Annotated in this window: 19 protein-coding genes, 1 tRNA gene and 1 CRISPR repeat array; of the genes, 12 read left to right on the top strand and 8 right to left on the bottom strand. The window is 37.6% G+C overall.

Annotation, left to right across the window (positions count from 1 at the left end; all coding sequences use genetic code 11):
* Window positions 1–31: 31 nt before the first annotated feature.
* Window positions 32–122, bottom strand: a tRNA-Ser gene (locus PVK70_RS11440).
* Between the two features lie 309 nt (window positions 123–431).
* Here PVK70_RS11440 and PVK70_RS11435 point away from each other — a divergent pair.
* Window positions 432–758: an Hpt domain-containing protein gene (locus tag PVK70_RS11435; protein ID WP_130046984.1), complete on the top strand. Its 327-nt coding sequence runs from the start codon at window positions 432–434 to the stop codon at window positions 756–758.
* 95 nt (window positions 759–853) lie between these two features.
* Here PVK70_RS11435 and PVK70_RS11430 read toward each other — a convergent pair whose 3' ends face one another.
* Window positions 854–2,443, bottom strand: a complete 1,590-nt coding sequence (locus PVK70_RS11430) for a GGDEF domain-containing phosphodiesterase (protein WP_130046985.1) — start codon at window positions 2,441–2,443, stop codon at window positions 854–856.
* A gap of 55 nt (window positions 2,444–2,498) precedes the next feature.
* The gene (locus PVK70_RS11425) at window positions 2,499–3,380 is read right to left on the bottom strand and encodes a sigma-70 family RNA polymerase sigma factor (protein WP_130046986.1); all 882 of its coding nucleotides are present in this window, start codon (window positions 3,378–3,380) and stop codon (window positions 2,499–2,501) included.
* Window positions 3,381–3,869: 489 nt separating this feature from the next.
* Between PVK70_RS11425 and PVK70_RS11420 the strand changes: the two genes are divergently transcribed.
* Both PVK70_RS11420 and PVK70_RS11415 read left to right on the top strand, forming a co-directional pair.
* Window positions 3,870–6,542: an ATP-binding protein gene (locus PVK70_RS11420; RefSeq protein ID WP_130046987.1), complete on the top strand. Its 2,673-nt coding sequence runs from the start codon at window positions 3,870–3,872 to the stop codon at window positions 6,540–6,542.
* Window positions 6,543–6,553: 11 nt separating this feature from the next.
* Window positions 6,554–8,308 carry a response regulator gene (locus PVK70_RS11415; RefSeq protein WP_130046988.1) on the top strand — a complete coding sequence of 585 codons (1,755 nt, stop codon included), beginning with the start codon at window positions 6,554–6,556 and terminating at the stop codon, window positions 8,306–8,308.
* A 73-nt stretch (window positions 8,309–8,381) separates the two neighbouring features.
* On the opposite strand, the gene PVK70_RS11410 is transcribed toward PVK70_RS11415, so the two are convergent.
* Window positions 8,382–8,840: a hypothetical protein gene (locus PVK70_RS11410; protein WP_130046989.1), complete on the bottom strand. Its 459-nt coding sequence runs from the start codon at window positions 8,838–8,840 to the stop codon at window positions 8,382–8,384.
* 15 nt (window positions 8,841–8,855) lie between these two features.
* A complete protein-coding gene (locus tag PVK70_RS11405) occupies window positions 8,856–10,967 on the bottom strand; it encodes an LruC domain-containing protein (RefSeq protein WP_130046990.1) in 2,112 nt (703 codons plus the stop codon).
* A gap of 415 nt (window positions 10,968–11,382) precedes the next feature.
* Here PVK70_RS11405 and PVK70_RS11400 point away from each other — a divergent pair, with 415 nt between their 5' ends.
* From PVK70_RS11400 to PVK70_RS11360, 9 genes are all read left to right on the top strand, one after another.
* On the top strand, window positions 11,383–11,700 hold the full coding sequence (locus PVK70_RS11400; RefSeq protein ID WP_130046991.1) for an STAS domain-containing protein: 318 nt from the start codon (window positions 11,383–11,385) through the stop codon (window positions 11,698–11,700).
* 35 nt (window positions 11,701–11,735) lie between these two features.
* On the top strand, window positions 11,736–12,569 hold the full coding sequence (locus PVK70_RS11395) for an OmpA family protein (protein WP_130046992.1): 834 nt from the start codon (window positions 11,736–11,738) through the stop codon (window positions 12,567–12,569).
* A gap of 1 nt (window position 12,570) precedes the next feature.
* Window positions 12,571–14,682, top strand: a complete 2,112-nt coding sequence (locus PVK70_RS11390; protein WP_130046993.1) for an SLBB domain-containing protein — start codon at window positions 12,571–12,573, stop codon at window positions 14,680–14,682.
* Complete coding sequence (locus PVK70_RS11385; RefSeq protein WP_130046994.1) at window positions 14,682–15,389, top strand: CpsD/CapB family tyrosine-protein kinase; 708 nt, start codon at window positions 14,682–14,684, stop codon at window positions 15,387–15,389. The genes PVK70_RS11390 and PVK70_RS11385 overlap by 1 nt, the downstream gene beginning before the upstream one ends.
* A gap of 2 nt (window positions 15,390–15,391) precedes the next feature.
* Window positions 15,392–16,327, top strand: a complete 936-nt coding sequence (locus PVK70_RS11380) for a response regulator (RefSeq protein ID WP_242504731.1) — start codon at window positions 15,392–15,394, stop codon at window positions 16,325–16,327.
* Window positions 16,324–16,929: a PP2C family protein-serine/threonine phosphatase gene (locus tag PVK70_RS11375; RefSeq protein ID WP_242504732.1), complete on the top strand. Its 606-nt coding sequence runs from the start codon at window positions 16,324–16,326 to the stop codon at window positions 16,927–16,929. The genes PVK70_RS11380 and PVK70_RS11375 overlap by 4 nt, the downstream gene beginning before the upstream one ends.
* A gap of 110 nt (window positions 16,930–17,039) precedes the next feature.
* The gene (locus tag PVK70_RS11370; RefSeq protein WP_422836535.1) at window positions 17,040–17,429 is read left to right on the top strand and encodes an Hpt domain-containing protein; all 390 of its coding nucleotides are present in this window, start codon (window positions 17,040–17,042) and stop codon (window positions 17,427–17,429) included.
* Window positions 17,430–17,497: 68 nt separating this feature from the next.
* A complete protein-coding gene (locus PVK70_RS11365) occupies window positions 17,498–18,979 on the top strand; it encodes a sigma-54-dependent transcriptional regulator (protein WP_130046995.1) in 1,482 nt (493 codons plus the stop codon).
* Window positions 18,960–19,988, top strand: a complete 1,029-nt coding sequence (locus tag PVK70_RS11360; RefSeq protein ID WP_130046996.1) for a glycosyltransferase family 4 protein — start codon at window positions 18,960–18,962, stop codon at window positions 19,986–19,988. Before PVK70_RS11365 ends, PVK70_RS11360 begins: the two co-directional genes overlap by 20 nt.
* A gap of 80 nt (window positions 19,989–20,068) precedes the next feature.
* Window positions 20,069–22,496: a CRISPR direct-repeat array (repeat unit 28 nt; unit sequence TTTCTAAGCTGCCTGTGCGGCAGTGAAC).
* Between the two features lie 138 nt (window positions 22,497–22,634).
* Here the strand turns inward: PVK70_RS11360 and cas6f are convergent.
* The 3 genes from cas6f to csy2 are packed head-to-tail and all read right to left on the bottom strand — an operon-like array spanning window position 22,635 to window position 25,178.
* Window positions 22,635–23,186: a type I-F CRISPR-associated endoribonuclease Cas6/Csy4 gene (gene cas6f, locus PVK70_RS11355; RefSeq protein ID WP_130046997.1), complete on the bottom strand. Its 552-nt coding sequence runs from the start codon at window positions 23,184–23,186 to the stop codon at window positions 22,635–22,637.
* 8 nt (window positions 23,187–23,194) lie between these two features.
* Window positions 23,195–24,178, bottom strand: coding sequence for a type I-F CRISPR-associated protein Csy3 (csy3, locus tag PVK70_RS11350; RefSeq protein WP_130046998.1), 984 nt, complete (start codon window positions 24,176–24,178; stop codon window positions 23,195–23,197).
* 25 nt (window positions 24,179–24,203) lie between these two features.
* On the bottom strand, window positions 24,204–25,178 hold the full coding sequence (gene csy2 / locus PVK70_RS11345) for a type I-F CRISPR-associated protein Csy2 (protein WP_130046999.1): 975 nt from the start codon (window positions 25,176–25,178) through the stop codon (window positions 24,204–24,206).
* Window position 25,179 lies beyond the last annotated feature (1 nt).

The following is a 25,179-nucleotide window of genomic DNA, read 5'->3' as shown; positions in this document are numbered from 1 at the left end:
CATCAAGCTAACTTAGCTCAGCAATGGAATGTGGTGGAGGGATAGGGATTTGAACCCTAGAACCGCTATTAACGGTTGCCGGTTTTCAAGACCGGTGCTTTCGACCACTCAGCCATCCCTCCACGGGACTCTTCTGAAGCATCTGCCTCATCAAGTGATGTCGCGCATTATAGAGAAAATGAGATCAGGCGCAAGTCTTTTTTGAAAAAAAATGTCTGTTTGATTAAAAGTAAACCTAGTTGATTGATTTTTATTATTTTTGAATAAAAAAACTACGAATCATTGATGGCTATAGTATTTATTCTTCACTTTATAAAACCCTCTACTAAATCTTTTAGCAAAACATTCAATAAGAGCTATCTGGTGTCTTTTTGATTAAAAAAACTTATATCCTATAGTAAAGGTATAATTTATTGATACGAGAGCTATCTATGATTAACATCTCAGCGTTAGAAGATATGTTTGAAGGAGACGAGGCGATTATAAAAGAGTTATTTTCGCTATACCTTAATGAAAATGCATGCATCATTCAAAAAATACGCCTAGTGTATGATAGCGATAATCTAACCGCACTTTACAATACCGCACACACTCTTTCTGGAGCTTTAGGGAACTTATTTGAAATAGATATTATTTCTCAAATAAAAGAAATTGAAAGACTATCAAAAAGCGATACTAAGCCGGACGCTGAAATCATAGAGTCAGTTATCTCTGAGCTAAAAAATATTTCAGACCAAATGAATCAGTACCTTTCTTAGAAGAGAAAAATCAATCCTCTTCTACTTAAATAAAGTAACAAACATAATCCCCCCACGTTAATCTGATGATCTCTGGGGGACTTATGAACCATACGTTATGCTATCGCTGTTTGTTTGTTTATCTCAACTTGTTTTAAAGACCAATGAAGTATCTCGGTAAACTCTTTAGGCTTACTAATACAGTAACCTTGAATATAATCACATCCAAGATCTTTAAGCTCATCAAATAAATCAAAATTTTCAACACCTTCAGCGACAACATTGCAACCTAAACTATGCGCAAGGTAAATAGTAGAAGCCACAATGGCATAATCACTATTGCCAATAGCCATGTTACGAATAAATGATTGATCGATCTTAATCTGATTGAATGACAGCACTCTAAGTAAAGATAGTGATGAATAACCCGTACCAAAATCATCAATACTGATATAAAAGCCCAATTCCGATAGTTTCGAGAGCATAAGGTAAGCAGTATCAACATCTGACATTAGGGCACTTTCTGTTACCTCTAAGATCACATCTGATGGTTCTAACTGTTTATTCGTGACTAATGTAAATAGGAGCTTATAAAGATCCTCATCATGAAGGTCGAGGGTTGATACATTCACATGAACTAATGGGTGTATATTTTCTCTTTTAAACGCCGCAATATCATGGGAAACTTGCTTCACTACCCATTGAGTTATCCCCTTTATATAATTATTTGTTTCAGCAATAGAAATAAATTTATCTGGAGGGATCATACTCCCATCACTCTGGGGCCAGCGAATAAGCGCTTCATAACCATGCACCGTTTGATCGATACTGTTTACGATAGGTTGATAGAAAAGCTTAAACTCATTATTTGGGATCGCATTTATTAATCTATTTAAAATGTAAGCCTCTTCGTAAATAGATTCAGAGTAAGTACTTCTATAAAAATCAAGAATTACCCCTAGTTTTTTGGCTTTATAACATGCAATGTCTACTTGCTTTAAAAGTACTTCACTACTTTCAACATCAGATGATGAAATAGCACAACCAATCACAGGTTGAAGTAAAATATTCTGTTTTTTCATTTCTATTGGTAGGATTAATGCTTCATATACCATATAAGCCAAACGCTTAATTTCTTCTCTATCTGTTGAATAACCAATAATAATAATTTCTCTAGAATCATGATAAAACTCTAAATGCGAATCCTTCAATGTTTTTTTTAGCTCTAAAACAGAAAATGACAACATCTTACTAAACTGACTCTCTGATGAGACATCAATAAGCTTCCTATGGTTAATGATCTTAACTTTAATAATGTTAAATGGGGTACCAAGTTCTATCTTACTTAAAATTGCTTTTTTATAGGTAGCGTTATTATATTTTGACTCAAATATATTATTCTTTTCATCCTCCTGTGAAAAGTAGCGTATAAATTGAGTTATTACATATAAAACAATAACTAACATATGTATTGACACCGTCACTACAATAAGAGCAAAGGAATCTGACTCATTAAAAAAACCATGGTTTATAAAGTAATATTCTGAATATAAAAAACCAACTACGTAAGCAACAGTAATTATTGATAAATACGTTCTTAATGTTTTAGAACCTAGTTTCCCCATTTTATACATGAAAAAAATCGAACCAAATAGAGCTAAAAAATTAAGAACTGTGAGTATCTTAAATAATACATTTATATCCATACAAACCACCTACAAATCATACTAATCACATTACAGAAAAGCCTAAGCCTCCTCTCTATCCAAGAGCGACTTCTAGATTTAACTTGTTTGTTTTAAATATAGTGTTCAATTTTATTAAGGTTTCTGATTGTATTTGCCTAACTCTCTCTTTCGAAAGATTTAAGTCTCCTCCTAATTCTTCTAAGGTTTTTACCTCACTACCAAAAAGTCCATATCGATTAATAATAATTTCTTTTTCTCTACAATGAAGTGTGCCTATCCATAATGACAAATTATCTTCAAGGTTTACCTTAGATAAAAACTCATCAGGGTTATTTGCTTTATTATTTTCACACAATTCAACATGGAGAGGCGAGCTATCTTCAATTAATGCGGACCTATTCGTTGAAGAACCAGGAACTAATCCCATGATTTTATTTACTTTAATTTCATTTTTATCACAATACTCTGAAATATCACGAATAGAAGGCTCTTTTTTAAGTGATTTTGTTAGCTCACGAGCAGCCCTAAGATAAGTATTCAATTCTTTGGTTATGTGCACAGGCAAACGCACTGTTCTTGAGTGATTAAACAGTGCACTTTCAATCGATTCCTTAATCCACCACACCGCATAAGTCGAAAAGCGATAGCCTAACTCAGGGTCGAATTTATCAATGGCCTTTATTAATCCTAAATTTCCTTCCTCAATGATATCTAAAGGCGTTAACTCTTTTTGATTCCGGTTTCTATATTTATTGGCAATTTTAACAACAAGGCGTAAATTCGATTCAATTAATTTATCTCTTGATTTTATACAACCAGATTTATATGAACGGCTATAATCAAGTTCCTCTTTAGCTGTAAGTAATTGATACCTATTTATATCTTTTAAATATATGGCATAACTGTCTAATATATCAGTATCCATCGGGTTAATTTGTTTTTTTGAACGTTCCATAATACATCCTTGCACCTAGCGAACTAATTATTTCTTGCCCTCCTGTATATTCAGAAGGTTAAATTAACTATGAGCCACACAGAAGCAATACGCAATTCTATATGGTAAAGCAGCATATGTGAATAATAAATCTGTGGGGAACATCACAATTGGAAGGTAAAAAATATCATTACTGAGACGCCAATATATTGCCGTATTTAACTTCAAAATATTGACGAAATTAAATACAAAATTAACAGTAAAGGTTATAAACGTGGTTTTATCCTCTCTCAAATTTGTAGTCGATTATCTTCTGAATCACCTTTAATTTCATCACCTATCATTCAGTATTTATTAACTCTTTAGATGTAAGCTCACATCTTAAATAAGAGCTAATACTCTAGTGTTAGAGTAAAAAAATAACGTAACCCACTACCCTTTTAAATTTAATATCCTATGATCATAAGATAGGTCAATTTGGATGACTTTTTCCAACAAGGATAGTTTTTTATGTCATTAATGAACCAGTTTTCTGTTAAATCAAGATTACTTACTTTAGTCGTTTTTCCTATGGTTATATTATGTGTGCTTTCAGGAAGGGAAATCCAAACGCAGCTACTGAAGTTAAATACTCTTCATTCTTTAAATGACCGCCTACTGTTAAATGAAACGATTTCAAATTACATTACTGCAATGCATAATCTGCGTTTAAATGCTCTATTTTCTAATGATAATGATGTTGATAAATCTTCATCAAAAATCACTCTAACTTTTTTACGCTCTCAAGTTGATGAAGCAACAAAACCAAGTTTATACAATGCAGTTAATGATTTGATAGCAACTAATGCAGAAATAAACAACTTTTCGGCTATAGATATCGAAGAGTGGTCTCATAGGGTTTCAGGCATATTAAACAAGGTGTATGAACTCGAAAACCAAAAAGAACTTCTATTACTTTCAAGCACCATAAATCAAAAACTGCGTGTAATTACTCAACTTCAATGGCTTAATTATTGGGCTACGGAAGAAAATTGGTACATTAATCTCGATCTAAATAGCCCTAAAACTCAATATCACGATGAACTTAACTCTCTATTTTATCGCCAAGAGTTGTACATTAAACAGTTCGGTTCGATGGATGCTAATGCATCTCATATCGATTTATTGCTAAAAAAACTTAGTAATGACAGTTTTGCATTAAGCATGAAATTTCGTAATGATGTACTCAAAAACAAGGCGAAAGATTACTCAAACATTGATAATAATGCAGCTACCCAAGCATTAAATCATCGACTTGTATTAATAAAATCAGTAACACAAAAAATAGTAACCGATCTCAAACAAAACTTAAAAACTCAATTTAAAAATACATATATTACGATTTTATTATTTATAAGCCTGCTTATTTTATCACTGGCTGCTATCTCTTATCTCGGTATTTCGCTATCAAAACGCATCATTACTTATTTAAAAAATATTACAAAAACAATGGCTTTAATTGAAAAGAACCACGACTACAACATTCAAATCCAAGTGGATGGTAAAGATGAATTAGCTTCATTCTCTCAAAGTCTTAATTCCCTAGTATTTGAGCGGGCTAAAAATGAGAAAAAAATCATATTAGCTAAAAATGAAGCAGAGCAAGCTAACCTAGCTAAAAGTTCTTTTCTCGCTAATATGTCTCATGAAATAAGAACCCCACTCAATGGTATTATTGGTATATCAGGTATTCTATCGGAAACTAAGCTATCACCAATACAGCATGATTATTTAAACACAATAGAGACCTCTTCACAGACTTTATTGATTCTAATTAGTGATATTCTGGATATATCAAAAATAGAAGCCGGAAATTTAGCTCTCCACACACATAACTGTAACTTGAGAGAAATTATATTCGATATTGTTTCAATTGGTATTCCTAAAGCAACAGAGAAAAATCTTGAACTAATCATAAAACTATCACCCAATCTTCCTGATTATTTATTGCTTGATGATCATAGAATTAGACAAATTTTAATGAACCTAACCTCTAATGCTATTAAATTTACTCATCAAGGCAGTATTACTATCTCTGCAGATTTTATTCCGACAGAAGGTAGGAATGGTTATATCAATATTTCTGTTTCAGATACTGGTATCGGAATAGAAAAAGAAGCCCAAGCAAAAATATTTAAACCTTTCATACAAGAAGATAGCTCTATAACCCGTCAGTATGGAGGAACAGGTTTAGGCCTTGCCATTACGCAACAGCTTATCGGACTCATGGGCGGAAAATTAATACTAGAATCTAAAAAAGGACACGGCAGCACTTTCTCTTTTTCTATAAAAACATCAGTTGTTATTGAAAAACGACTATTACTTAAAGAATTGGATAATACCTCTATTATCTTATTAAATAATGGGGAAGATTTTGAACAGGATATTGAAAATGAGTGCCGGTATCATAATTTACTCAATGTTATAAAAACAAACTCACCTGATGGCATAAATCTAATGGATGATGAAAAAGCAATTATCCTTTACTGTATAAATAATTGCATGGAAAAAAATGGTAGAAACAACCTTATCAACCTTAGAGAAAAACACCCAAACATCCCTATTATTTTAATACAAAAACATAAAAATAGCGCGACTAACTATGAATCTATTATTGATGGTTTAATCACCTACCCATTACTTGGACATCGCTTTGCTAAAACCTTAGCTAACTCTTTGACTTTCCATTTTGAAAATAAATCAAATCATAAAATCAAAGCTACAGATGAACCTACATTCCATTCATTTCAGTCCAAGAAAACAACACAAGAAAAGCAACACATTCTAATAGTAGAAGATAATCTAGTTAATCAAAAAGTAGCATCTTTGTTTTTAAGTCGTTCTGGTTACACGTTTGACATCGCAAATAATGGACAAGAAGCTATTGATAAATTCACAGAAAGTGAAGATTACGAACTAATTCTAATGGATTGTATGATGCCTGTGAAAGATGGCTTTTCTGCCACAAAAGAAATAAGAACCGTCGAAAAAAAACAACGCAGAAAAAAGATACCCATTATTGCACTAACCGCAAGTGTTCTCGATCAAGATATTTCAAAGTGCTATGAATCAGGAATGGATGACTATGTTGCAAAACCTTTTAAAAAAGAAGTTTTATTAGAAAAAATAATTAAGATGAAATAGGTATCGTCATTATGAATGTATTCAATAACCAAAATAAAAAAAACACAAAAAAATTTACTATCTTAATAGTGGATGATTGCTTAGTATCTTCATTATGCCTTTCTAAATTACTTATGCTTTTAGGTTTTGATTCTGTCGACCACGCAAAAACATACCAACAAGCGATTAAAGCCTGCTCAAAAAAGCGTTACTCTTTATTATTTATTGATTACCATTTAGAGCAAGTATTAAATGGTTCGGAACTTTATGACTTATTAAAAATGAAAGGTTTTATTGAACCTTATACACGCGTTATTACGGTTTCAGGGGATAACACAACACAAACCGTTCTTAGCACCCTTTCAAAGGGGAATGGTGATTACCTTTGTAAACCAATAAGCAAATCTATTCTTAGCCACAAGATGACAGATGCTTATCAAGAATTTCATTTATTTAAAAAACTATATACCATTAGAAAAAAAGGCGATAATGAACAACTCAAAGAGTATGCTATTTCTGCTGCTAAAAGCAAAAATATCAATGAATTAGATCAGTTTCTATTTTCACTTTTTTCACCAAATGAAGGTGAGGAACTTATCGCATTATGTAATCAGCCTGAGTTTTTAAATAGAAGAAACTATATACATACTCGATTACAGCTTGAAAATACACACTCTCTTAGTACACCAGAGTTATTAATTAAACAAACTGAAATCCTATGCCAACAACATCCTTTATTCGCTCCCGCCTTTGATTTTTTAAGTCAACTTCATATACAGCAATCACACTATGAAGAAGCTTTAACATCAGCATACAATGCATTAGGTCTCACTCCTAGCGTTCCATTAAGAGCATTGCATACACTGAAACTTGCTCTTATCTGTAATAATAAACATTATTTTTTTAAAGCCTCTCACTTACTTGCAAATCATTTACCTATTGCAGACCAAGATTGGTGTGCTTATGTTGCAGAAGCATTTAATTACTATGGTAAATACATTCAAAACTGCCAATCTGAAAGTGATAGAAAACAATTTATTCTTGAACAAAAGAACTTCGTTAGGCGATCAGAATACCGCTTAACAACAATACAAAAAAAACAATTGACCACTCTTTTTGGTTTAAGTGAATGTAAGCGAATGATTAAAGAAGGAAATATCATTGCAGCTAAACGAATAATGTTAAAAGCGAGCAAACCCTTTTTTGATGATTTACATCAGCTAAACTCAGTAATTCTCGTTGAATTATTATACCTTCTTTCATTTTATGGGGAGCTTTGGCTACTTGAAAGGGTAAATGCCGTGATAAAAACAAAGCATCAATTTAATGATTATTGCCTCGATGCTTTACATATTTTAAAGCACGATCAAGAGTTAAATGAATCATTAAAAATGCTCTCTAGTACGCTAAACGAAAGTAATAAAATAAAAACTGCAAATTTAACCATTGACGCTCTAGAGCTAGCGCAATATCAGTATCAAAATGCTTTAACTCAATATCCATACTCGTCGGAATTATGTATTAGTTTACTCGAGTGTTATATCTCACTAAGTATAGATAATCCCGCAACAATCAGCTCGATGGTTGTCACTATTCAAAACATGCCATTATCAGATAAATTGATGAGTCGAAGAGAAGCTATATTTAAAGCCTTACATGCAAATGAAGCGTATATCGAGGAAAAAGCAAGCTCAAAATTGCTTTCAAGACTTCCTTATTCATATATAAAAAAAGATAAGGAAATACTAAATTTTCCACGTAAACACGCTACAAAGTTGCTATTTTAGCATTCATTTGGCAATTGAAACCTCTATCAAAAAACCCGTTTTCAGAATAAGAAAACGGGGGTATTATTTATACTCAATCCCATACTAGTGGATTACTATCAATAGCAAACTCTTTCTGTATAGGTAGACTTCCATCGTATGACCATATTTCTGCAACAATAGTTGATTGACTTTCTGCAAGCGAAAACTCAATGGTTAATGCCCCATTTACCAACGCCGCGTCAATAACCTTACTATCATAATCAACAATATACTTTCCATCGGTCCCTTCTGTATAAGCAGAATACACAGATAAATGAGTCCTTTCTGGTAAAGAACCACTTAAGTTAATCTCAAGTGTGTGAGCGGTAACAGGGTTGAATGTAAACCCATCAGGAGCAACCAAGTCCTGTGTTTTAACTGGTTCTGGTTGCGGCACCGTTGCTGGTGATGCTCCACCTCCTCCCGTACTACCAGAACTGCCAGATCCACCACTGTCACTACATGCCATTAAGAACAGTGACGCTATTACTACTAGTATTTTATTTTTCATTGTGACGTCCTCTTCTTAGTAATATTTATTATCAACAGCATTGCTATTATCGTACCAATCGGTATTACTGATACCGCCAGAAGTCGTGTAATCTGCAAAGTCAGGGTAAGCCGTCGTTAAATCAACACGCTCTCTTGGCCATTGCCATTCATCGTAAATCAATAACGCCCAAGGCATATTATTTATCGTTTTAAAATAACGATCGCTGCTTGGATCACTTGTATCTTGAGCTAAAGTAAAGAAGTTAGTATCAAAGGATTCTGTTGGTGCTTGATCAGCTAAATGCACCTCATAGCTTCGTCCTGGTGCTTGAGCAAAGCTTGGCCCATGATAATAGCCTGGAGTAGCAAACAAGAATGGGTCATAAGGCATTGCAGGCATACTTGCTGTTGCTATAGGAGCAGTAAAGCTAAAGTTAAGCTCAAACTCTAATCCTACATTTTCACGACAATCATTCTGAGTTCTAAAGTAAGAACACTCATAGCTAGAAACATCGATGGCATCATTAATAAGGATGAAACTGGCCTCGCTCATATCTGACTCTTGAGGATCACTCCCTTGTAATACTGTATTGTGGTAAAGCTGTGTTTTCGTAGAATCAATTAACTCATCATTAATTCCAGATAAACGAACGGCAAAACCACTATGGTAACTTGCACCTACAGCGACTAATTGACCTGAGATTGTCACTTTAGCCACTAAACCATCTTTTAATACTTCTGTAATTCGATATCTCAATACCAAGTCATTCATATCGTAATCTGCGGTTTCTGGCCAATTATCTTCATACGCAAGGGTTACGTAACCACTGGCTGATGGAAAATGACGTTGAGTCGTATTTGCAGCCACAACCGTTGCAATATGATCTTCCACCTCACCCGAGGTTGAACCACCATAATAAGCTAACCCCGTTTGTTGACTAAAACGGAATCGAGACCACGTATCACCTACGGTTGCACCGAATGGTACTGTAATTATTACCGAGTTAATCCCAGCCACTAATGCTCTATCTGTGATAACTTGTTCGCCCTCATCAGCAAAATCACCATCATCATTCCAATCGAACCATGCTGACAAATATCCCGAAGTCGATGCAGTAATCGCTATCACAGAATCTAACCCCGGCTCTAGTGCCGTAACAAAACCCACACCATCCTCATCATCACTGGTTATTGAATCATCAGAATCAGGAGACTGTGCGGCAAGATAATCACCATCTACACTGCTACCTAACCAAGTCACCTCATCCATTTCATGACGAGCCCCATTAGAATTTAGAGTCGTTCCATAACTATCCGGCGCATCACCAAAATCAATGGTTGCTGGCTCATCCGTATCAATTAAGGGAGCATTAGCACAACGAGCACCGTCGTTTTGACTTGAAAATGGACCATCAGCAAACTTCACAGCAGGAACCACACCAGAGTCAATGATCGCTTGGGTGGATAAATCAACTCGATAAACCTGACCATCCTGATTACGAGATAAATACAAATACCCATCAACATCAAAATACATTGCCCCAAAAGTGCCTGTTTCTCCAGTATCACCAATATAAGTAGAAACCCCGGTATTGATATCAAACTCATATAACCAGCCAGACCCATTATCTACCCCATAAAGGTGATCATTATCAGGATGAAAAGCAAAGTCTGTTAAGCTAACACTGGTGGTTGAAGTAATAAGCTCTGCCGTTAATGCAGCTGATACATTTGAATCTAATGGCGACAAGTCTATTTTGTAAAAACCAGAGCCTTTCCTATAGATATAATAGTAATGTTCATAAACATCACCAATATAAAATGTGGTGCTTGCAGGAAGGCCACTGACAGACAATGTGGTTGCTTGAAAGTTTTCGCCTAAACGAACCACGTTATAGTTAGTGGTATCAAATCCGTATATATAACGATCTTCTTCGTCAAAGCCAACACCATTAATATTGGCATTCAATCCAGTATCACTTTGCAAAACACTGTATGAACCAGTCACTAAATTCACACCATAAACTGCTACTGGGTTACCTTGAAATAAATAAGCCTTACTTGGACACGTATCGAATGGATCAGCCAACAACTTAGAGCTGAATAATAAAGAGACTAAAAATAGTATTCTAATAAATTGAGACATAGCATCTTCCTTTTGTTATTTTTCTCTATCTATTAACTAATACAAAAGACATGCCAACTTTAACTCGATGATTTTAAAGGATTTTAAAATCAATCTTTATTAAATTCTGAAAATGAAATTCATTTTGAATATCAAAATAAATATTAAGCCCCTTTATTTAAGGAAAGCTCTTCCTTCTAAATTTTTTATTTATCCTTCTATTTATTCCATATTAGTTTATTCCCTTACTGTTCTTTATTCATTAGTAACTTCTCATTCTGCAAACTGCATTGCAATTTGAGAATCCACTTTGCTATCGCGATTTAAAAACACAAAATAAAGCATAACCAATTGAATACATTGATAAAAAAAAGTGGCACAGTTACTGCTCTATTCATAATACAAACACAAAAGGACATTTCCTTAGGAGCTTATTATGGAACTACATCAATTTGAATCAAATACAGAAACGCTTGTTTTAGCTATTCAAGGTGATATGGATGCGATTGGCTGCCGAGATATTCAACCTACGATTGACGAAGTACTTCAACAAGAGCATCACCAAGTACAAATCGATCTAGCACAAGTCGCCTTTCTTGATTCATCAGGCATTGGAGCAATTGTTTATCTCTACAAGCGTCTGATTGAAAAAGAACGCACTATGCAAATTCAAAATGCGCACGGACAACCTTTGGAATTGCTAAAACTATTACGTATTGAAAATGCCATACCAGTAAATAGTACAACCCACTAATATTAAAAATGAACCGTTGGACAGGGAGCATCATCATGAATAAACGACACTTATTCGGCCTTAGCTTAGGACTACTTGCACTGTCTGGTTGCACTTCATTTGCAGAGCCTGGAAAAGGTGGCGAAGCAGAAAACTATCCACAAGCGGCATTTTCTCCAGTAATGCCAGATCAGCCTCTAGGTCCAGAGCACGGCTTACGGTTTGATTGGGAACTAGCCGCTCGTCATCTTGATATTCTTATATTAGAAAAAGCGGAATGGTGTTTTCCTGCTACCGTTCATCAAGCCAAACAAAATGAAGCTCGAATAGCTCGTGAATTAGAAGGAGGCTTACAACTGGATGCCGCGAATGATTTAGTCATTCAACGTAACCTATTAAAGCGTTTAGAACGACAGTTAGATTACGTAAAACGCCAAGAAACGTGCACACCACCCTCAGATTCCAACAATGGGAATTCAGATATTGCGTTAGCACAAACTATTTACGACTTACTAAATAGAGACAACCAATTCGCATTTAACTCCGCAGAACTAAATCCTAAATACGTAGTGAATTTATCAGAGGCCTCACAGCTTCTTAATAAGCATCAAGACTTCAAATTATTAGTTACAGGCCATGCTGACGCCATGGGTGAAGAAGATTTCAACCAAGATCTCGCTCTTAATAGAGCTAAACAGGTAAAACGCTACTTAAGTATTTTTGGTCTATCTTCTGATCGCATACATGTCGATTCTGTTGGCTCAAATGATCCATATCTAGCAGGTACAGAGCCTCACGTTAGACTAACCAACCGCCGAGTGACCATCGAATTACTGCAATTAGATCAACCGTTAATGCTAGAAAACAACCACACTAATGGAGGGAATTAAAATGCGTATTTTTCAAATAGTTTTATTCATTTTAACGTTAAATACCTCTCTCCTAGCTGTTTCCAATGAAACTAACAATCATGTCAGAGTGGGTGATGTCATTTCAATAATGCTACCGGGTGAGGATACTCTAAATAAAGATTTCCAAGTCGATAAGCAAGGACGCGTTATTTTACCTGAAGTAGGTCCTATTTTTGTGGCAGGAAAAACGGAAGCTCAAATGGTCTCTAGCATCACATTAAGTCTTAAAACCATATTACAAGATCTTACTAATCTTCAGGTTTTTATTAGTAAACGTCAGCTAATCATCAATATTCAAGGTTATGTAAAACAGCCGGGGGAATACACTTTAGCGGATGGTGACTCTGTTCAACTCGCTCTTTATGCTGCCGGAGGTCTACGATCTGGCGCTCAATTAAACCGTTTACAACTTCGTCGAGCAGATAAAGTTACTACCTTTAACTACAAAGCCTTTTTAGATTCAGGTAACCAATCTCTTCTGCCTACGCTTCAATCATTGGATACCCTATTTATCCCCGCTTCTCCTATGGTAGGTAATATTGAACAAGAGTTTGACCCAGCAAAACTGTCTCAAGCCGGTGATGCTGCGGATGGAAAAAAAGCCATCAAGGTGTTTGGTGAGGTGAATTCACCGGGGACATTCTCATATAAATCAGGGACCAATCTGGTTGATGTTCTTATGAGAGCGGGTGGCGTTACTCGTTATGCTGGTGTAGAACAAATTCGAGTCATCTCGAAAAACCAACCCGCCTTGTTTAACCTTAAGCGTTATTTAGATACTGGGGATTCTAGTCTATTACCACCATTAGAAGTTGGCTCAACCATTTTCGTACCTAAACAAGAAGAAGAAATTAAATCAGGTTCTAATATGGTGTACGTCATGGGTGAGGTAGCAAAACCAGGAGCCTTTGAAGGGAAAAAAGGCGCAACTTTTATGGATATTTTAGCCAATGCCGGTGGCCCAACACGGTTTGCTGAATCTCGTCAGATCCGTGTAATTAAAGCCAACGGAGCTGTGATTAATTTTGATTTATCTGGATATACCGAAGGTACGAATTATATGCGCCCCCCTGCGATTGCAGCAGGAGACGCTATCTTTGTTCCTGAAAAAACCGACATGAACGAAAAGTCATGGCTAAAAATTGCACCAAGCCGTGCCGTACGAGTACTAGGTGAAGTACAACATCCTGGTCGTATTGAATGGTCAGATGAAATGTCATTTCTTGATTTATTAGCGCATGTAGGCGGTCCAACATTACGCGGAGATACCACGCGAATTGAAATTGTTACTCCAGATGAGAATGACAAAAATCACGTTTATACGTTTAATCTAGATTCATTTATTTCAAAAGGTAAGCCGGATTCAGCACTGCCAACCATTCGTGCAGGGGCCACTATTCGAGTACACGACTTACCTCAAGATCCATCAGACAACAAATCACAATGGGTACGTCAAAGCTCTGATAGTTCGATTTATGTCTTTGGTCAGGTCAATGCCGCAGGTCGTTACCGTTTTACTAACGACATGCACTTTTTAGACATTCTATCAGCCGCGGATGGACCAACAATGGATGCCGATATTCATAACATCCGTATTACTCATAGAGATAAAAGTTACGCACGAGTAAGCAAATTAAATCTGGCTTTATATTTTGAAACTGGTGATGAATCTCTGCTACCAAAAGTGAAAACAGGTGACACCATTTACATCCCAGAAAAAAACCGTATTTGGGTCGATGAAAGTAAAGAGAGCACCATCCGAGTATTAGGTGCCATTAATAAACCCGGCCGTTACCGTTTTAATGATTCAATGACGCTACTCGACCTACTTGCCGAAGCTGGCGGGCCAAGTGATGTGGCTTACCTTGAAAAGATCAGTGTTGTAAATCACGCACTAGATGAAGGGCAAGCAAGAACCTTTGATCTTGTTAAATTTAGCCGTACTGCCGACTTTAGAAGCATCCCCGTACTCAGAGCTGGTGATACCGTCTATATTCCAAACAAAGACGAAAGCACTATGGAGCAAGTACGTGTTGTAATGAAAGATGTTTTCCAAGTGGTCGCAACCATCGCCTTAATAGGAGCACTATAATGAGAATTCCTTCGTGTCATATGGAAATAGAGCAGGTGTTTTTACAATTAGAAAAACACGAATGCCACTCACTGTGTATCACCTCCACCAATCCGGGAGAAGGCGTAAGCTCTCTTGCTCAAGCCTTAACTGAAAGGCACTTACTTGCAGGTTATCGCACACTTTTGGTTGATTTAAACTTACAAAACCCAAGTCTAACCGCCTTATCTTTAGATCTCACAATTAATAATAATGAGTCGGATACATCGCATTGTTTAAGTTATATCGAGCATAACTCTCAAGTCGTTCTTGGCGTTCCTGTGCCACAAAACAAAGCACAAATAGTTGAGTTACGTCAGCCAAAAAAATTAAGTGAGCAAATAAAGAAATGGCATGAAGAGTTCGACAAAATCATCATCGACAGCTCTGCTCTCTCTCAATTAAATGCCAATAACATCCCAGCACAAAGTATTGCTGGCTGCTGTGATGGCACCATAATGGTGGTGTTATCGGGTCAAACATTACAGACCGAATTAAAAGAAGCATTAACATCATTAGACAATCATCATGCGAACCTCATCGGTCACGTTTTTAATGATAAATACCAACCTCGACTAAAAACTGAAATTTGCAGAGAAATTGAACGACTACACTTTCTTCCAAATGTAATAACCAACAAGCTAATTACTTTTGTTCAAAATAATCGATTCTTATCTACCGTGGTGTAATTATGACTGACGCTATTTTACTTTTTGAAAATACCCAACCAACTTCACTAGAGTCAATCAGAGTGCTGCGTCAATCGCTGTCTAAAATACTTGATCAATTGGATCTACAACAGACATTCAAACACCAATGTTTACTTTGTTTTTCTGAGTGGTGCACTAACCTTGTGCTTCATCCTGATAAGCAAAGTCTACACTTCACTGTCACCTTAAAAAAAACCAAAACACATTGGCAACTGAGTGTCAAAGATGATGGCGAACCTTGGGATCCAACCTTAAAAGAAAAACAGAATGACATTGGTGATTTTTCATTAAAATGTAATGGTCGTGGCATTGATATAATTCAAAACCAAACGGATGATATTAGTTACCATAGTACTAAAAAAGAAAATGTATTTACCATGAGGTGGACTCGCGAAGGAGAGCAAAGACGACCTCACCTTCTTATCGTAGAAGATGATGTTATCCAAAGTACCTTATATCAGGCTTACCTGCGCGAACAGTTTCATGTCGTTATTAAAGCTAATGGGGAAGATGCCCTAAACTTCCTCAAAAATGAAACGGTTGATTTGATAATTTCAGACATTCAAATGCCAAAAATGGGCGGATTAGAGTTAAGACAACGGTTAGAATCAGAAAATACCTTTTCTATTCCCTTCATCTTTTTATCTCGTCTGCAAGATAACAATACCTTAATGGACGCTGCCGATCTTGGTATTGATGATTATCTAGAAAAGCCGATTAAAAAAGAAACCTTAGTCCGTTCAATATCACGAGTACTTGCTCGATTTAATCAAGTGTATCGTTCACTTTCACAGCAAGTAAATCAAAAAATAACACACACATTATTACCGCAAGTAACGCTTAATTCTTCCGACTGGAAACTAGCAATAAGACAAAGAAATACAGGCCATGGTGTGGCGATTTTGTATTATCAATGAGCGACGAAAACACCACTCAATTGCTGCTGGCCGATGTTATGGGCCATGATGAAAGTGCTAAATTTTTTGCTTACGCTTACGCCGGTTATATTCGAGGTTTAATGCAAAGCACCAAGCGTTCTCAACCAGCCCAATTGCTCTCTGTGTTGTCAGATAATGCCTTTAACGATCAACTGCTATCTCAAACTATGTTAACCAGTTGCTGTGTCAGCCTGACAAGTGAGTCCTCCGTAAAACTAAGCAGCGCCGGACACCCTGCTCCGCTTCATATTAAAAAATCAGACCCAGCATCTCAAGCTAGCCTAATCACAATATCAACCGAAGGGACCTTGCTTGGTTTACTGCCTCATACCCAATACAAAGAAACAGAAGTGACTCTACAAAAAGGCGAGCGACTAATTTTATTTACCGATGGATTATTTGAATCCGGAAACTCAATATCAGAACGAGAAACATTAGAAAAAGCCATTAAAGAACAGCTTATAAATACGATTAATTTACCTTTAGAGGTCGCTATTGAAACCGTAATGCAGACTTTCGATTCACTGGCAGGTACACCACCCAACGATGACGCTTTATTGCTTATCATTGAAAAGCAATAATTTGGTATGGCTTATGTAAATACACTAATTAAACCGTTAGAAAAAACACGAAAAAATGCCTATCATTACCTTAATAGTCACGCATATCCTAAGATAAAGAAGGAGCTATTGTGCATAATATACAAAATAACAAGGCCCTTAATGAGCCAAAGTACATCGATGAAGACATCATTCAACAAATCATCCGAGATACGGATGCGAGTGTTATGCCTGAATTAATTCAATTTTACATTATCGAATCAAAAGAACGAGTCGGTATCATAAGCAAAGCAGAAAAAGAAAAAGACTTCCAAACTCTCGAATTTGAAACTCACACCTTAGGAAGTAGTGCGCTAACTCTCGGAAACATCGCCTTATCTGCAATTTCCCGTGAAATTGAACTACATTGTATGCAACAGCAGTTTGATGAAGCTCTTGAAAAATCGGCATTATTACCAGATATCGCCAGCAAATCATTTTCAGCACTAGAAACACGAAACGCACAAGGCTTCACAAAATAAAATTAAAATAACAGTACAATTAAAATATTAGATAATAAAAAATTGCTAGGTAAAACAGGATGTTGCTTATGCTACAAAAAGTATTATTAGTTGAAGATTCAACGTCTTTGGCCATTCTCTACAAACAATACGTCAAAGATGAGCCCTATGACTTCTTTCACGTAACTACAGGCGGAGAAGCCATTGAATTTATGAAAAAGAATCCACCGCAACTGGTGATCCTTGATCTAAAATTGCCTGATATGTCAGGGCAAGATGTACTTGCATGGATGAAAGAAAACCAATTACCTACGGCTGTTATCGTCGCAACGGCTCACGGTACCATTAATATTGCCGTGAATTTATTACAAAGTGGCGCTGATGATTTTATTGAAAAACCGATTCAAGCCGACCGACTAAAAACCTCCATTAGAAACCACCTTAAACGCGCTAAATTAGAAGGTTTGGTGGAGGATTTACAAAACACCTTTAATCGTAAAAAATACCAAGGGTTTATTGGCTCAAGTCTTCCAATGCAAGCCGTCTATAAAATCATTGATGCCGTAGCCCCAACCACTGCCAGCGTTTTTATTTATGGTGAAAGTGGCACAGGTAAAGAAGTGTGTGCTGAGGCAATTCATTATCAAAGCCAACGTCATGATAAGCCTTTTGTTGCTATTAACTGTGGCGCCATTCCTCGTGATCTGATGGAAAGTGAAATCTTCGGTCATGTTAAAGGGGCATTCACTGGCGCAACCACAGATCGAAAAGGTGCTGCCATGCTTGCTAATGGAGGGACACTCTTTTTAGATGAGCTTTGTGAAATGGAATTAGAAATGCAGAAAAAATTACTGCGTTTTTTACAAACAGGTCGATTCACCCCACTAGGCGGAAGCAAAGAACTCAGTACCAATTTACGTATTATTTGTGCAACCAACCGTGACCCATTAACAGAGGTTAACGAAGGGCGATTTAGAGAAGATCTCTATTATCGCGTTCATGTTGTTCCTATTCAAATGCCACCACTGCGTGAGCGCGGAACAGACATTATCGACATTGCTGCTTTCTTCTTAAAAAAATACGCCAAAGAAGATAAGAAAAAATTCACCGCATTAAAGCGAGACGTCGAATTAATTCTTTGTAATTATTCATGGCCAGGAAACGTCCGCCAATTACAAAATATTATCCGTAATGTCGTGGTGCTTCATAATGAAACTCACGTAACGGTTGAGCATCTGCCACCACCACTGAATCAATCACAGACAATACCAGTGATTAAACCACAACTGACATCGACACCTATTCAACAGCCTGTAGAACAGCAGCCTCAATCGACTGTTGAAAAAGAAAATAATTCTCAGGTGACAGAAGCAACTAGTCCAACCGCTTATAGCACAACAAATACCAATTCAATTCGTCCAATGGCTGATATAGAAAGAGAAGTCATACAAAATGCCATTGATCACTGTGATGGTAACGTCCTTAATGCGGCGGTATTGCTTGAACTAAGTCCATCCACTTTATATAGAAAAAAACAAGCGTGGGAAGCTTATGAAGAGTCAGACTCATAATCAAAAAGATGAAATTTGGTTACTTCTAGATAGCCGAGATGTGGGTGGAATTGAAACCCACATCTTGCAACTTGCACAAGGGTTAAAGCAATTTCAACAATCTGTACGGGTTATCTTTCTTTGTAAATATGAACAAACTCACCCACTCACCATATCATTAAATAATGCGAATATTTCGTATCGTTTTTTAGATGGTACCTTACGTGAACTATTAGATTACACTCGACATCATTGTCCTAGTGTTATCCACTCTCATGGTTACAAGGCCGCAATATATTCTCGATTACTGCGCTTATCCTTACTGACGTCTCATCAAAAAATACGATTTATTAATACCTTTCATGCTGGTGAAGTTGGCAAAGGAAAACTGGCTTTGTATGACATCATTGATAGGTGGAGTGCCCGATTTAGTCATCATAATTTTGCCGTCAGTGAGCTGATTAGCCAACGAGTACCTAGTCAAACCACCGTATTAAACAACTTCATTGATACCACAAATTTAAAGCCTTCTACTGGAGAGCTAATCGCTTTTGTAGGTCGTTTAAGCCATGAAAAAGCCCCTGATAGATTCATCGAATTAGCAAAGAAACACCCTAATCACTCTTTTCATATTTATGGTTCAGGCCCGATGGAGAAAGAGCTGATTAAACACCTTCCAAACAACGTAATTTTTCATGGACATCAAGATTCAATGGACACCATTTGGAATGATATTGGCTTACTGATTATCTGCTCTCGCTACGAGGGGCTCCCCATGACGGCATTAGAGGCGATGGGAAGAGGAATACCAGTAATATCAACCCCTGTGGGTAATATCAGTAAACTCATACAGCCAGAAATGAATGGATGGATAACCGAGCCAGAAGCTCTTTCTCAAGCCCTACTCCACTGGTTTGAATTGTCATCGATTAATAAAGTTGAAATTCAACACGCAGCCCAAAGAACCATTCAAGATCAATTTTCTAGCAACGCTGTCATACCGCAAATATTAAAAGTATATGAGGTATAGCTATCAAACTTCTTTCTTAACTCTTTTGCTGCCTGCACGGCAGTGAACACTCTAGAGCCATGTTGGCTTACGGGATGTTATTTCTAAGCTGCCTGTGCGGCAGTGAACGGATATAGATAATGTTATTTGGTTTTTCTGGTTTTCTAAGCTGCCTGTGCGGCAGTGAACTTCGGTTGGTTCTCGTCAATCGCCTGTCTATTTTTCTAAGCTGCCTGTGCGGCAGTGAACTGAGTGATGAAATTATCGGATCTCGTTTTCTTTTTCTAAGCTGCCTGTGCGGCAGTGAACATCCAGCAGCATTGCCAAGCGGATTAACTCAATTTCTAAGCTGCCTGTGCGGCAGTGAACGAATCTAACTCTCGATCATCTTCATTGTGGAATTTCTAAGCTGCCTGTGCGGCAGTGAACGTATTCACTTTAGCTATCGATGCAAAGTTGATTTTCTAAGCTGCCTGTGCGGCAGTGAACCACACAATACCGATTTCATTGCGCTTTGGATTTTTCTAAGCTGCCTGTGCGGCAGTGAACAAAATAACATGGTTATAGACCAGATTGAGTGTTTTCTAAGCTGCCTGTGCGGCAGTGAACTCCATCACTACCCTTTGCTTGACCGTGTAGCGTTTCTAAGCTGCCTGTGCGGCAGTGAACATACAAGATTCAGCCGAGCTTACACACTTGTCTTTCTAAGCTGCCTGTGCGGCAGTGAACTCTAACTTTGTTAAATTCTACGTAGTAGTCAATTTCTAAGCTGCCTGTGCGGCAGTGAACACTGGTTGATAAATCATCTGATCTATCAGCAATTTCTAAGCTGCCTGTGCGGCAGTGAACTGGATGGGTAAGGACAGAAATGTTGAGAATTATTTCTAAGCTGCCTGTGCGGCAGTGAACAACGAGTAACAAGTGGTGGATCGTCTTTAGCCTTTCTAAGCTGCCTGTGCGGCAGTGAACTACTACGTCACTTCTGGTGTCTGGTACTGGATTTTCTAAGCTGCCTGTGCGGCAGTGAACTTTAGATTAAATCCTCGCGGCCGTTCTCCAAATTTCTAAGCTGCCTGTGCGGCAGTGAACAAAGAAGCCGTAGCTAAGTGCGCATTATGAGATTTCTAAGCTGCCTGTGCGGCAGTGAACGCTTTCAAATTCATTTGTAAGGGGGCGAACAATTTCTAAGCTGCCTGTGCGGCAGTGAACGTAATGATCCAATTGAATGGATTCCCTAAGAATTTCTAAGCTGCCTGTGCGGCAGTGAACACACTCAAGTTAACGGCCATCACGAATTAATATTTCTAAGCTGCCTGTGCGGCAGTGAACTCGACTGCTCATTGTTTGGTTATTTAGTGCTATTTCTAAGCTGCCTGTGCGGCAGTGAACTGAGGCGACTGCTTATAACCATTTAAGCTTCATTTCTAAGCTGCCTGTGCGGCAGTGAACATGGGTTATGTAACCAATTAAAGAAATTAAAGTTTCTAAGCTGCCTGTGCGGCAGTGAACCATTTTCCACAGCAAGTTTTGAATTTCTCAGTTTTCTAAGCTGCCTGTGCGGCAGTGAACGAAATCAAACCAAGTTCCCATAAACTTTCCATTTTCTAAGCTGCCTGTGCGGCAGTGAACTTGGAAAATGTGGCGTTAAAATGAAAATCGTATTTCTAAGCTGCCTGTGCGGCAGTGAACAAAAAGATAAGTACTGGTTATGCGTAGTTCTCTTTCTAAGCTGCCTGTGCGGCAGTGAACAACAACAACATAAGAGTCATCTTCTCCAACGTTTTCTAAGCTGCCTGTGCGGCAGTGAACTATAACCTAGCTGCAATCTCTTTCATGAGCATTTTCTAAGCTGCCTGTGCGGCAGTGAACTACCCAGTAACAAGCAAGATTTACCAACGTCATTTCTAAGCTGCCTGTGCGGCAGTGAACGTTGATGGGTTTGATATTGCTTATACCGTTCTTTTCTAAGCTGCCTGTGCGGCAGTGAACAATATCGTCGTGCGATTGATTTATTGCTGAACTTTCTAAGCTGCCTGTGCGGCAGTGAACGCCATTTCTTGGTCATACACTACGTGGCTTTTTTTCTAAGCTGCCTGTGCGGCAGTGAACACAAAGGATTTGAGGGTCAATGGTTAGTTAACTTTCTAAGCTGCCTGTGCGGCAGTGAACTCAACCGTTTTTGGCCTGTTTTCTGTTTTCTTTTTCTAAGCTGCCTGTGCGGCAGTGAACCTAAATTAGCAATTGCTAATTTTGCGAGAGGATTTCTAAGCTGCCTGTGCGGCAGTGAACAGACATAAGGCGTACATTCAAGCTGCTCGAATTTTCTAAGCTGCCTGTGCGGCAGTGAACCCTAGGGAGCTTATTGCAACAACTAAACACAATTTCTAAGCTGCCTGTGCGGCAGTGAACGGTTAGCGGAAATTGTCCAAATTTGCGCTAGTTTTCTAAGCTGCCTGTGCGGCAGTGAACCATAAGCCTTTGCTGTGCTTGGTCCTAGCCATTTTCTAAGCTGCCTGTGCGGCAGTGAACAATAGAATATCAGCATAAAAATAAGTTACAACAAGCAGATAAGTGAAAATACCCATTTTTACCTAATTTCCCCTACCTATTGTAACTTACTGATTTTATTACTTCATTTTAAAGAGCCATTTTTTTGGTTATTTTGGGTTAAAACCAAGGGACCGTTGCTGATGAGCTTAATCCATAGCGATTAAACTGACCTTCAACCGCTTTATCTTGCAATCCACCATGTTCAATGAATAACTTCATCACCTGTCCTGTGGATGTACTCTTTAATTGAACAAAGGGTAAGCGCAACATTTTTTGCTGTTCATTACCAATTTTCAATGTCGCTTCTTCTTCACTCAACCAACCTTTAGCAATAGAACGCTTGCGTTTATTATTAGCGCTTTTAGCTTGTTTGCGTTTTACACAGCGATATTGACAACCCTCTGGAACCAATGAAATTGATGTTTGAGAGCAATAATCACGTAAGCCTTTCAGCCAATTTATCTCAAATAACTGCTTCAAATCGCTTTCATTACCATGCAAACGCAACGTATCCCCTAACGTTTTATCCACATTTGGAAAACTAATTCCTATATTAACTTCTTTTAACTCCACCAAAGCTCGATGTAATTTCGCCATCAAATTACTAACAAGTACTGGCTCTGACGCTTCTGGATCTGGTAATACTTTAATATCACAATAAAATTTCATGACGACTCCTATTCACCAAATACGCCACCACGAATAAGCATTGCCATAATGTAATGCTGTTGCTCTTTCTCTGGTTGTTTATCTTTTAACATCCAACCATCCAATAACTTATAGAAATCATTATTTTCTTTTGGTTGACGGTAAGCTGCGCCACGGTTGGTTACAGAGCCATACGGTTCAACCGCAATTGGGCCAACCTCTTCAAAAGCAGGGTGCCATGTGTCAATGGTACGTAATGCGTTACCAATCTTTTGAGAGTGCATTGCCGCTTGACCATTTAACTGATACAAGAATTTACTCTTATCCCCTTTACCCCCACCCATCACTAGCTCTTGTGATGGGTACACCGCTTGGCCCTCACCTAACTGCGTGAATGCTTCAACTTTAATTAACGAGTGATTTTCAACTAACCCTTTTTTAATAATCTCGGCTAGTTCATCAACCGATGGATTATTATCAAAGCTACGTAAATTAAAATCATGACTATTAAAGGTAAATTCTTTTCCTTCTGCTGTTACTTTTACTACCACATTTTCAGCACCAACACGGTTACGCCATAAGAAACGACCATTAGCAATATTTTGTGCATAACGTTTGGCTAATTCAGAAAAGCCTTCTTCTTGCGTATAAGTTTCAATTTTTTCAGCAAGCGCCGCCTGATATTCAGGATTATTACAAGTCGATGGTACTTGTAAGTCGCTTAATACTCGCAGGGTAAATTGCACTTTCAATGTATCTGTGTGATGGCCTAATGCTGCAATATCAACGGTTTGTAAATTGGCCTTTGATACTTCTGCATCAAGCTTCGTTGGATCATTCGCCATTGCGGCTTTTAAGCGGTTTGAGATCGTACCACGTACCGCTTTTTCACCCACCATAATTGGTGTCCATTCTTGCTGATCCCAATTACCCGCAAACATTAATGCATCAGATGGAAGTAGTTTTGCTTCAAACGCCAAGACTGACGGTGTTTTTAAGGTTGTTTTAGCCATTTTAAATTCTCTCTATTATTTATTTTTAAAATTTCATTGCTGCATTTTCATCAAACTCATCCATAGATAGTTCGATAATAGGATCTATAAACGGTTTTGTTTTAGCGACATACCAAGGTTCACTATGTTCATAACGCCAAATAGCATCATCAATACAGGTTAAGCGATGCGGACTCATCCATTCACCAATACCATACGCCGCTTCAGCAAAAGCAACCGGAACCGTGGTATCTCGCACATTGTCAACCTTTCCAGCCTCATACAGTGGCGAGATTGCACAATACCCAGACATGATGGGGACGAGGTATCCCATTTGAGGTTTCTTCACAAATTCCCACTTGGCTTTATTACTGAGTTCGCCTTGATCTTCTGCCTCACTTTTTACGCGCGTGGCTTGATATTTGACTTTGTAAAAATCACACCACGCATCAAATACTGAGATTTGCTCGCCTTGCTCATTTTTATTTTTTACGTGCTCCGTTAAATATTCGCTGCGGTCTAATAATATGAATCCAGGCATTAAACGACGTAATACTTTTTTATCTTCATCTTTATTGGTCAGTGATATCGAACCAATTTGTGTTATTTGCCCTCCGGCAATTCTGAGTTTAGGCAGTATATTTTCAACATCATTGACGAGTTGATCTTCTTGATACATAGCCCCACCCAGCAAACCGTGCACTTCGATTAAAAGAGAAATCGTCATATTCATACGACCTTCTTCATTAATTGGAGCGGTGGTTCCTTTTTGAGTTAATGGATTACGCGTTAAGGCAAAGACATAATCCCCCCATTCTTTAGGTTGCCTTGCGTGAACCATATTTTCATGGCTGATAACGGCGACACCCCCTAATGTGATGGCTAACTCAGAAGGCAACTTACGTGATAGCGCGTGAGCAAATCCCAAAAAATTCGTCATGGCAGGGAAACCATATGTTAAGCCTGCAATCGCATTGGCATTTTGTACGCTGATGTCTTTTAATAATAAATAGCGGCTCATG

The organism is Aliivibrio sp. A6, from assembly GCF_028765505.1.
In the GTDB taxonomy this organism is placed as follows: domain Bacteria; phylum Pseudomonadota; class Gammaproteobacteria; order Enterobacterales; family Vibrionaceae; genus Aliivibrio; species Aliivibrio finisterrensis_A.
The sequence above is the reverse complement of the archived record's forward strand: the minus strand, read 5'-3'. Positions and strand labels throughout refer to the sequence as shown.

Bases quoted from the DNA above. Each gene is read 5' to 3' on its own strand.
- PVK70_RS11360 (WP_130046996.1), top strand. From the start codon at position 18,960: ATGAAGAGTCAGACTCATAATCAAAAAGATGAAATTTGGTTACTTCTA.
- PVK70_RS11425 (WP_130046986.1), bottom strand. From the start codon at position 3,380: ATGGAACGTTCAAAAAAACAAATTAACCCGATGGATACTGATATATTA.
- PVK70_RS11430 (WP_130046985.1), bottom strand. From the start codon at position 2,443: ATGGATATAAATGTATTATTTAAGATACTCACAGTTCTTAATTTTTTA.
- PVK70_RS11395 (WP_130046992.1), top strand. From the start codon at position 11,736: ATGAATAAACGACACTTATTCGGCCTTAGCTTAGGACTACTTGCACTG.
- cas6f (WP_130046997.1), bottom strand. From the start codon at position 23,186: ATGAAATTTTATTGTGATATTAAAGTATTACCAGATCCAGAAGCGTCA.
- PVK70_RS11380 (WP_242504731.1), top strand. From the start codon at position 15,392: ATGACTGACGCTATTTTACTTTTTGAAAATACCCAACCAACTTCACTA.
- PVK70_RS11365 (WP_130046995.1), top strand. From the start codon at position 17,498: ATGCTACAAAAAGTATTATTAGTTGAAGATTCAACGTCTTTGGCCATT.
- csy3 (WP_130046998.1), bottom strand. From the start codon at position 24,178: ATGGCTAAAACAACCTTAAAAACACCGTCAGTCTTGGCGTTTGAAGCA.
- PVK70_RS11385 (WP_130046994.1), top strand. From the start codon at position 14,682: ATGAGAATTCCTTCGTGTCATATGGAAATAGAGCAGGTGTTTTTACAA.
- PVK70_RS11400 (WP_130046991.1), top strand. From the start codon at position 11,383: ATGGAACTACATCAATTTGAATCAAATACAGAAACGCTTGTTTTAGCT.
- PVK70_RS11410 (WP_130046989.1), bottom strand. From the start codon at position 8,840: ATGAAAAATAAAATACTAGTAGTAATAGCGTCACTGTTCTTAATGGCA.
- PVK70_RS11390 (WP_130046993.1), top strand. From the start codon at position 12,571: ATGCGTATTTTTCAAATAGTTTTATTCATTTTAACGTTAAATACCTCT.
- csy2 (WP_130046999.1), bottom strand. From the start codon at position 25,178: ATGAGCCGCTATTTATTATTAAAAGACATCAGCGTACAAAATGCCAAT.
- PVK70_RS11435 (WP_130046984.1), top strand. From the start codon at position 432: ATGATTAACATCTCAGCGTTAGAAGATATGTTTGAAGGAGACGAGGCG.
- PVK70_RS11405 (WP_130046990.1), bottom strand. From the start codon at position 10,967: ATGTCTCAATTTATTAGAATACTATTTTTAGTCTCTTTATTATTCAGC.
- PVK70_RS11420 (WP_130046987.1), top strand. From the start codon at position 3,870: ATGTCATTAATGAACCAGTTTTCTGTTAAATCAAGATTACTTACTTTA.
- PVK70_RS11375 (WP_242504732.1), top strand. From the start codon at position 16,324: ATGAGCGACGAAAACACCACTCAATTGCTGCTGGCCGATGTTATGGGC.
- PVK70_RS11415 (WP_130046988.1), top strand. From the start codon at position 6,554: ATGAATGTATTCAATAACCAAAATAAAAAAAACACAAAAAAATTTACT.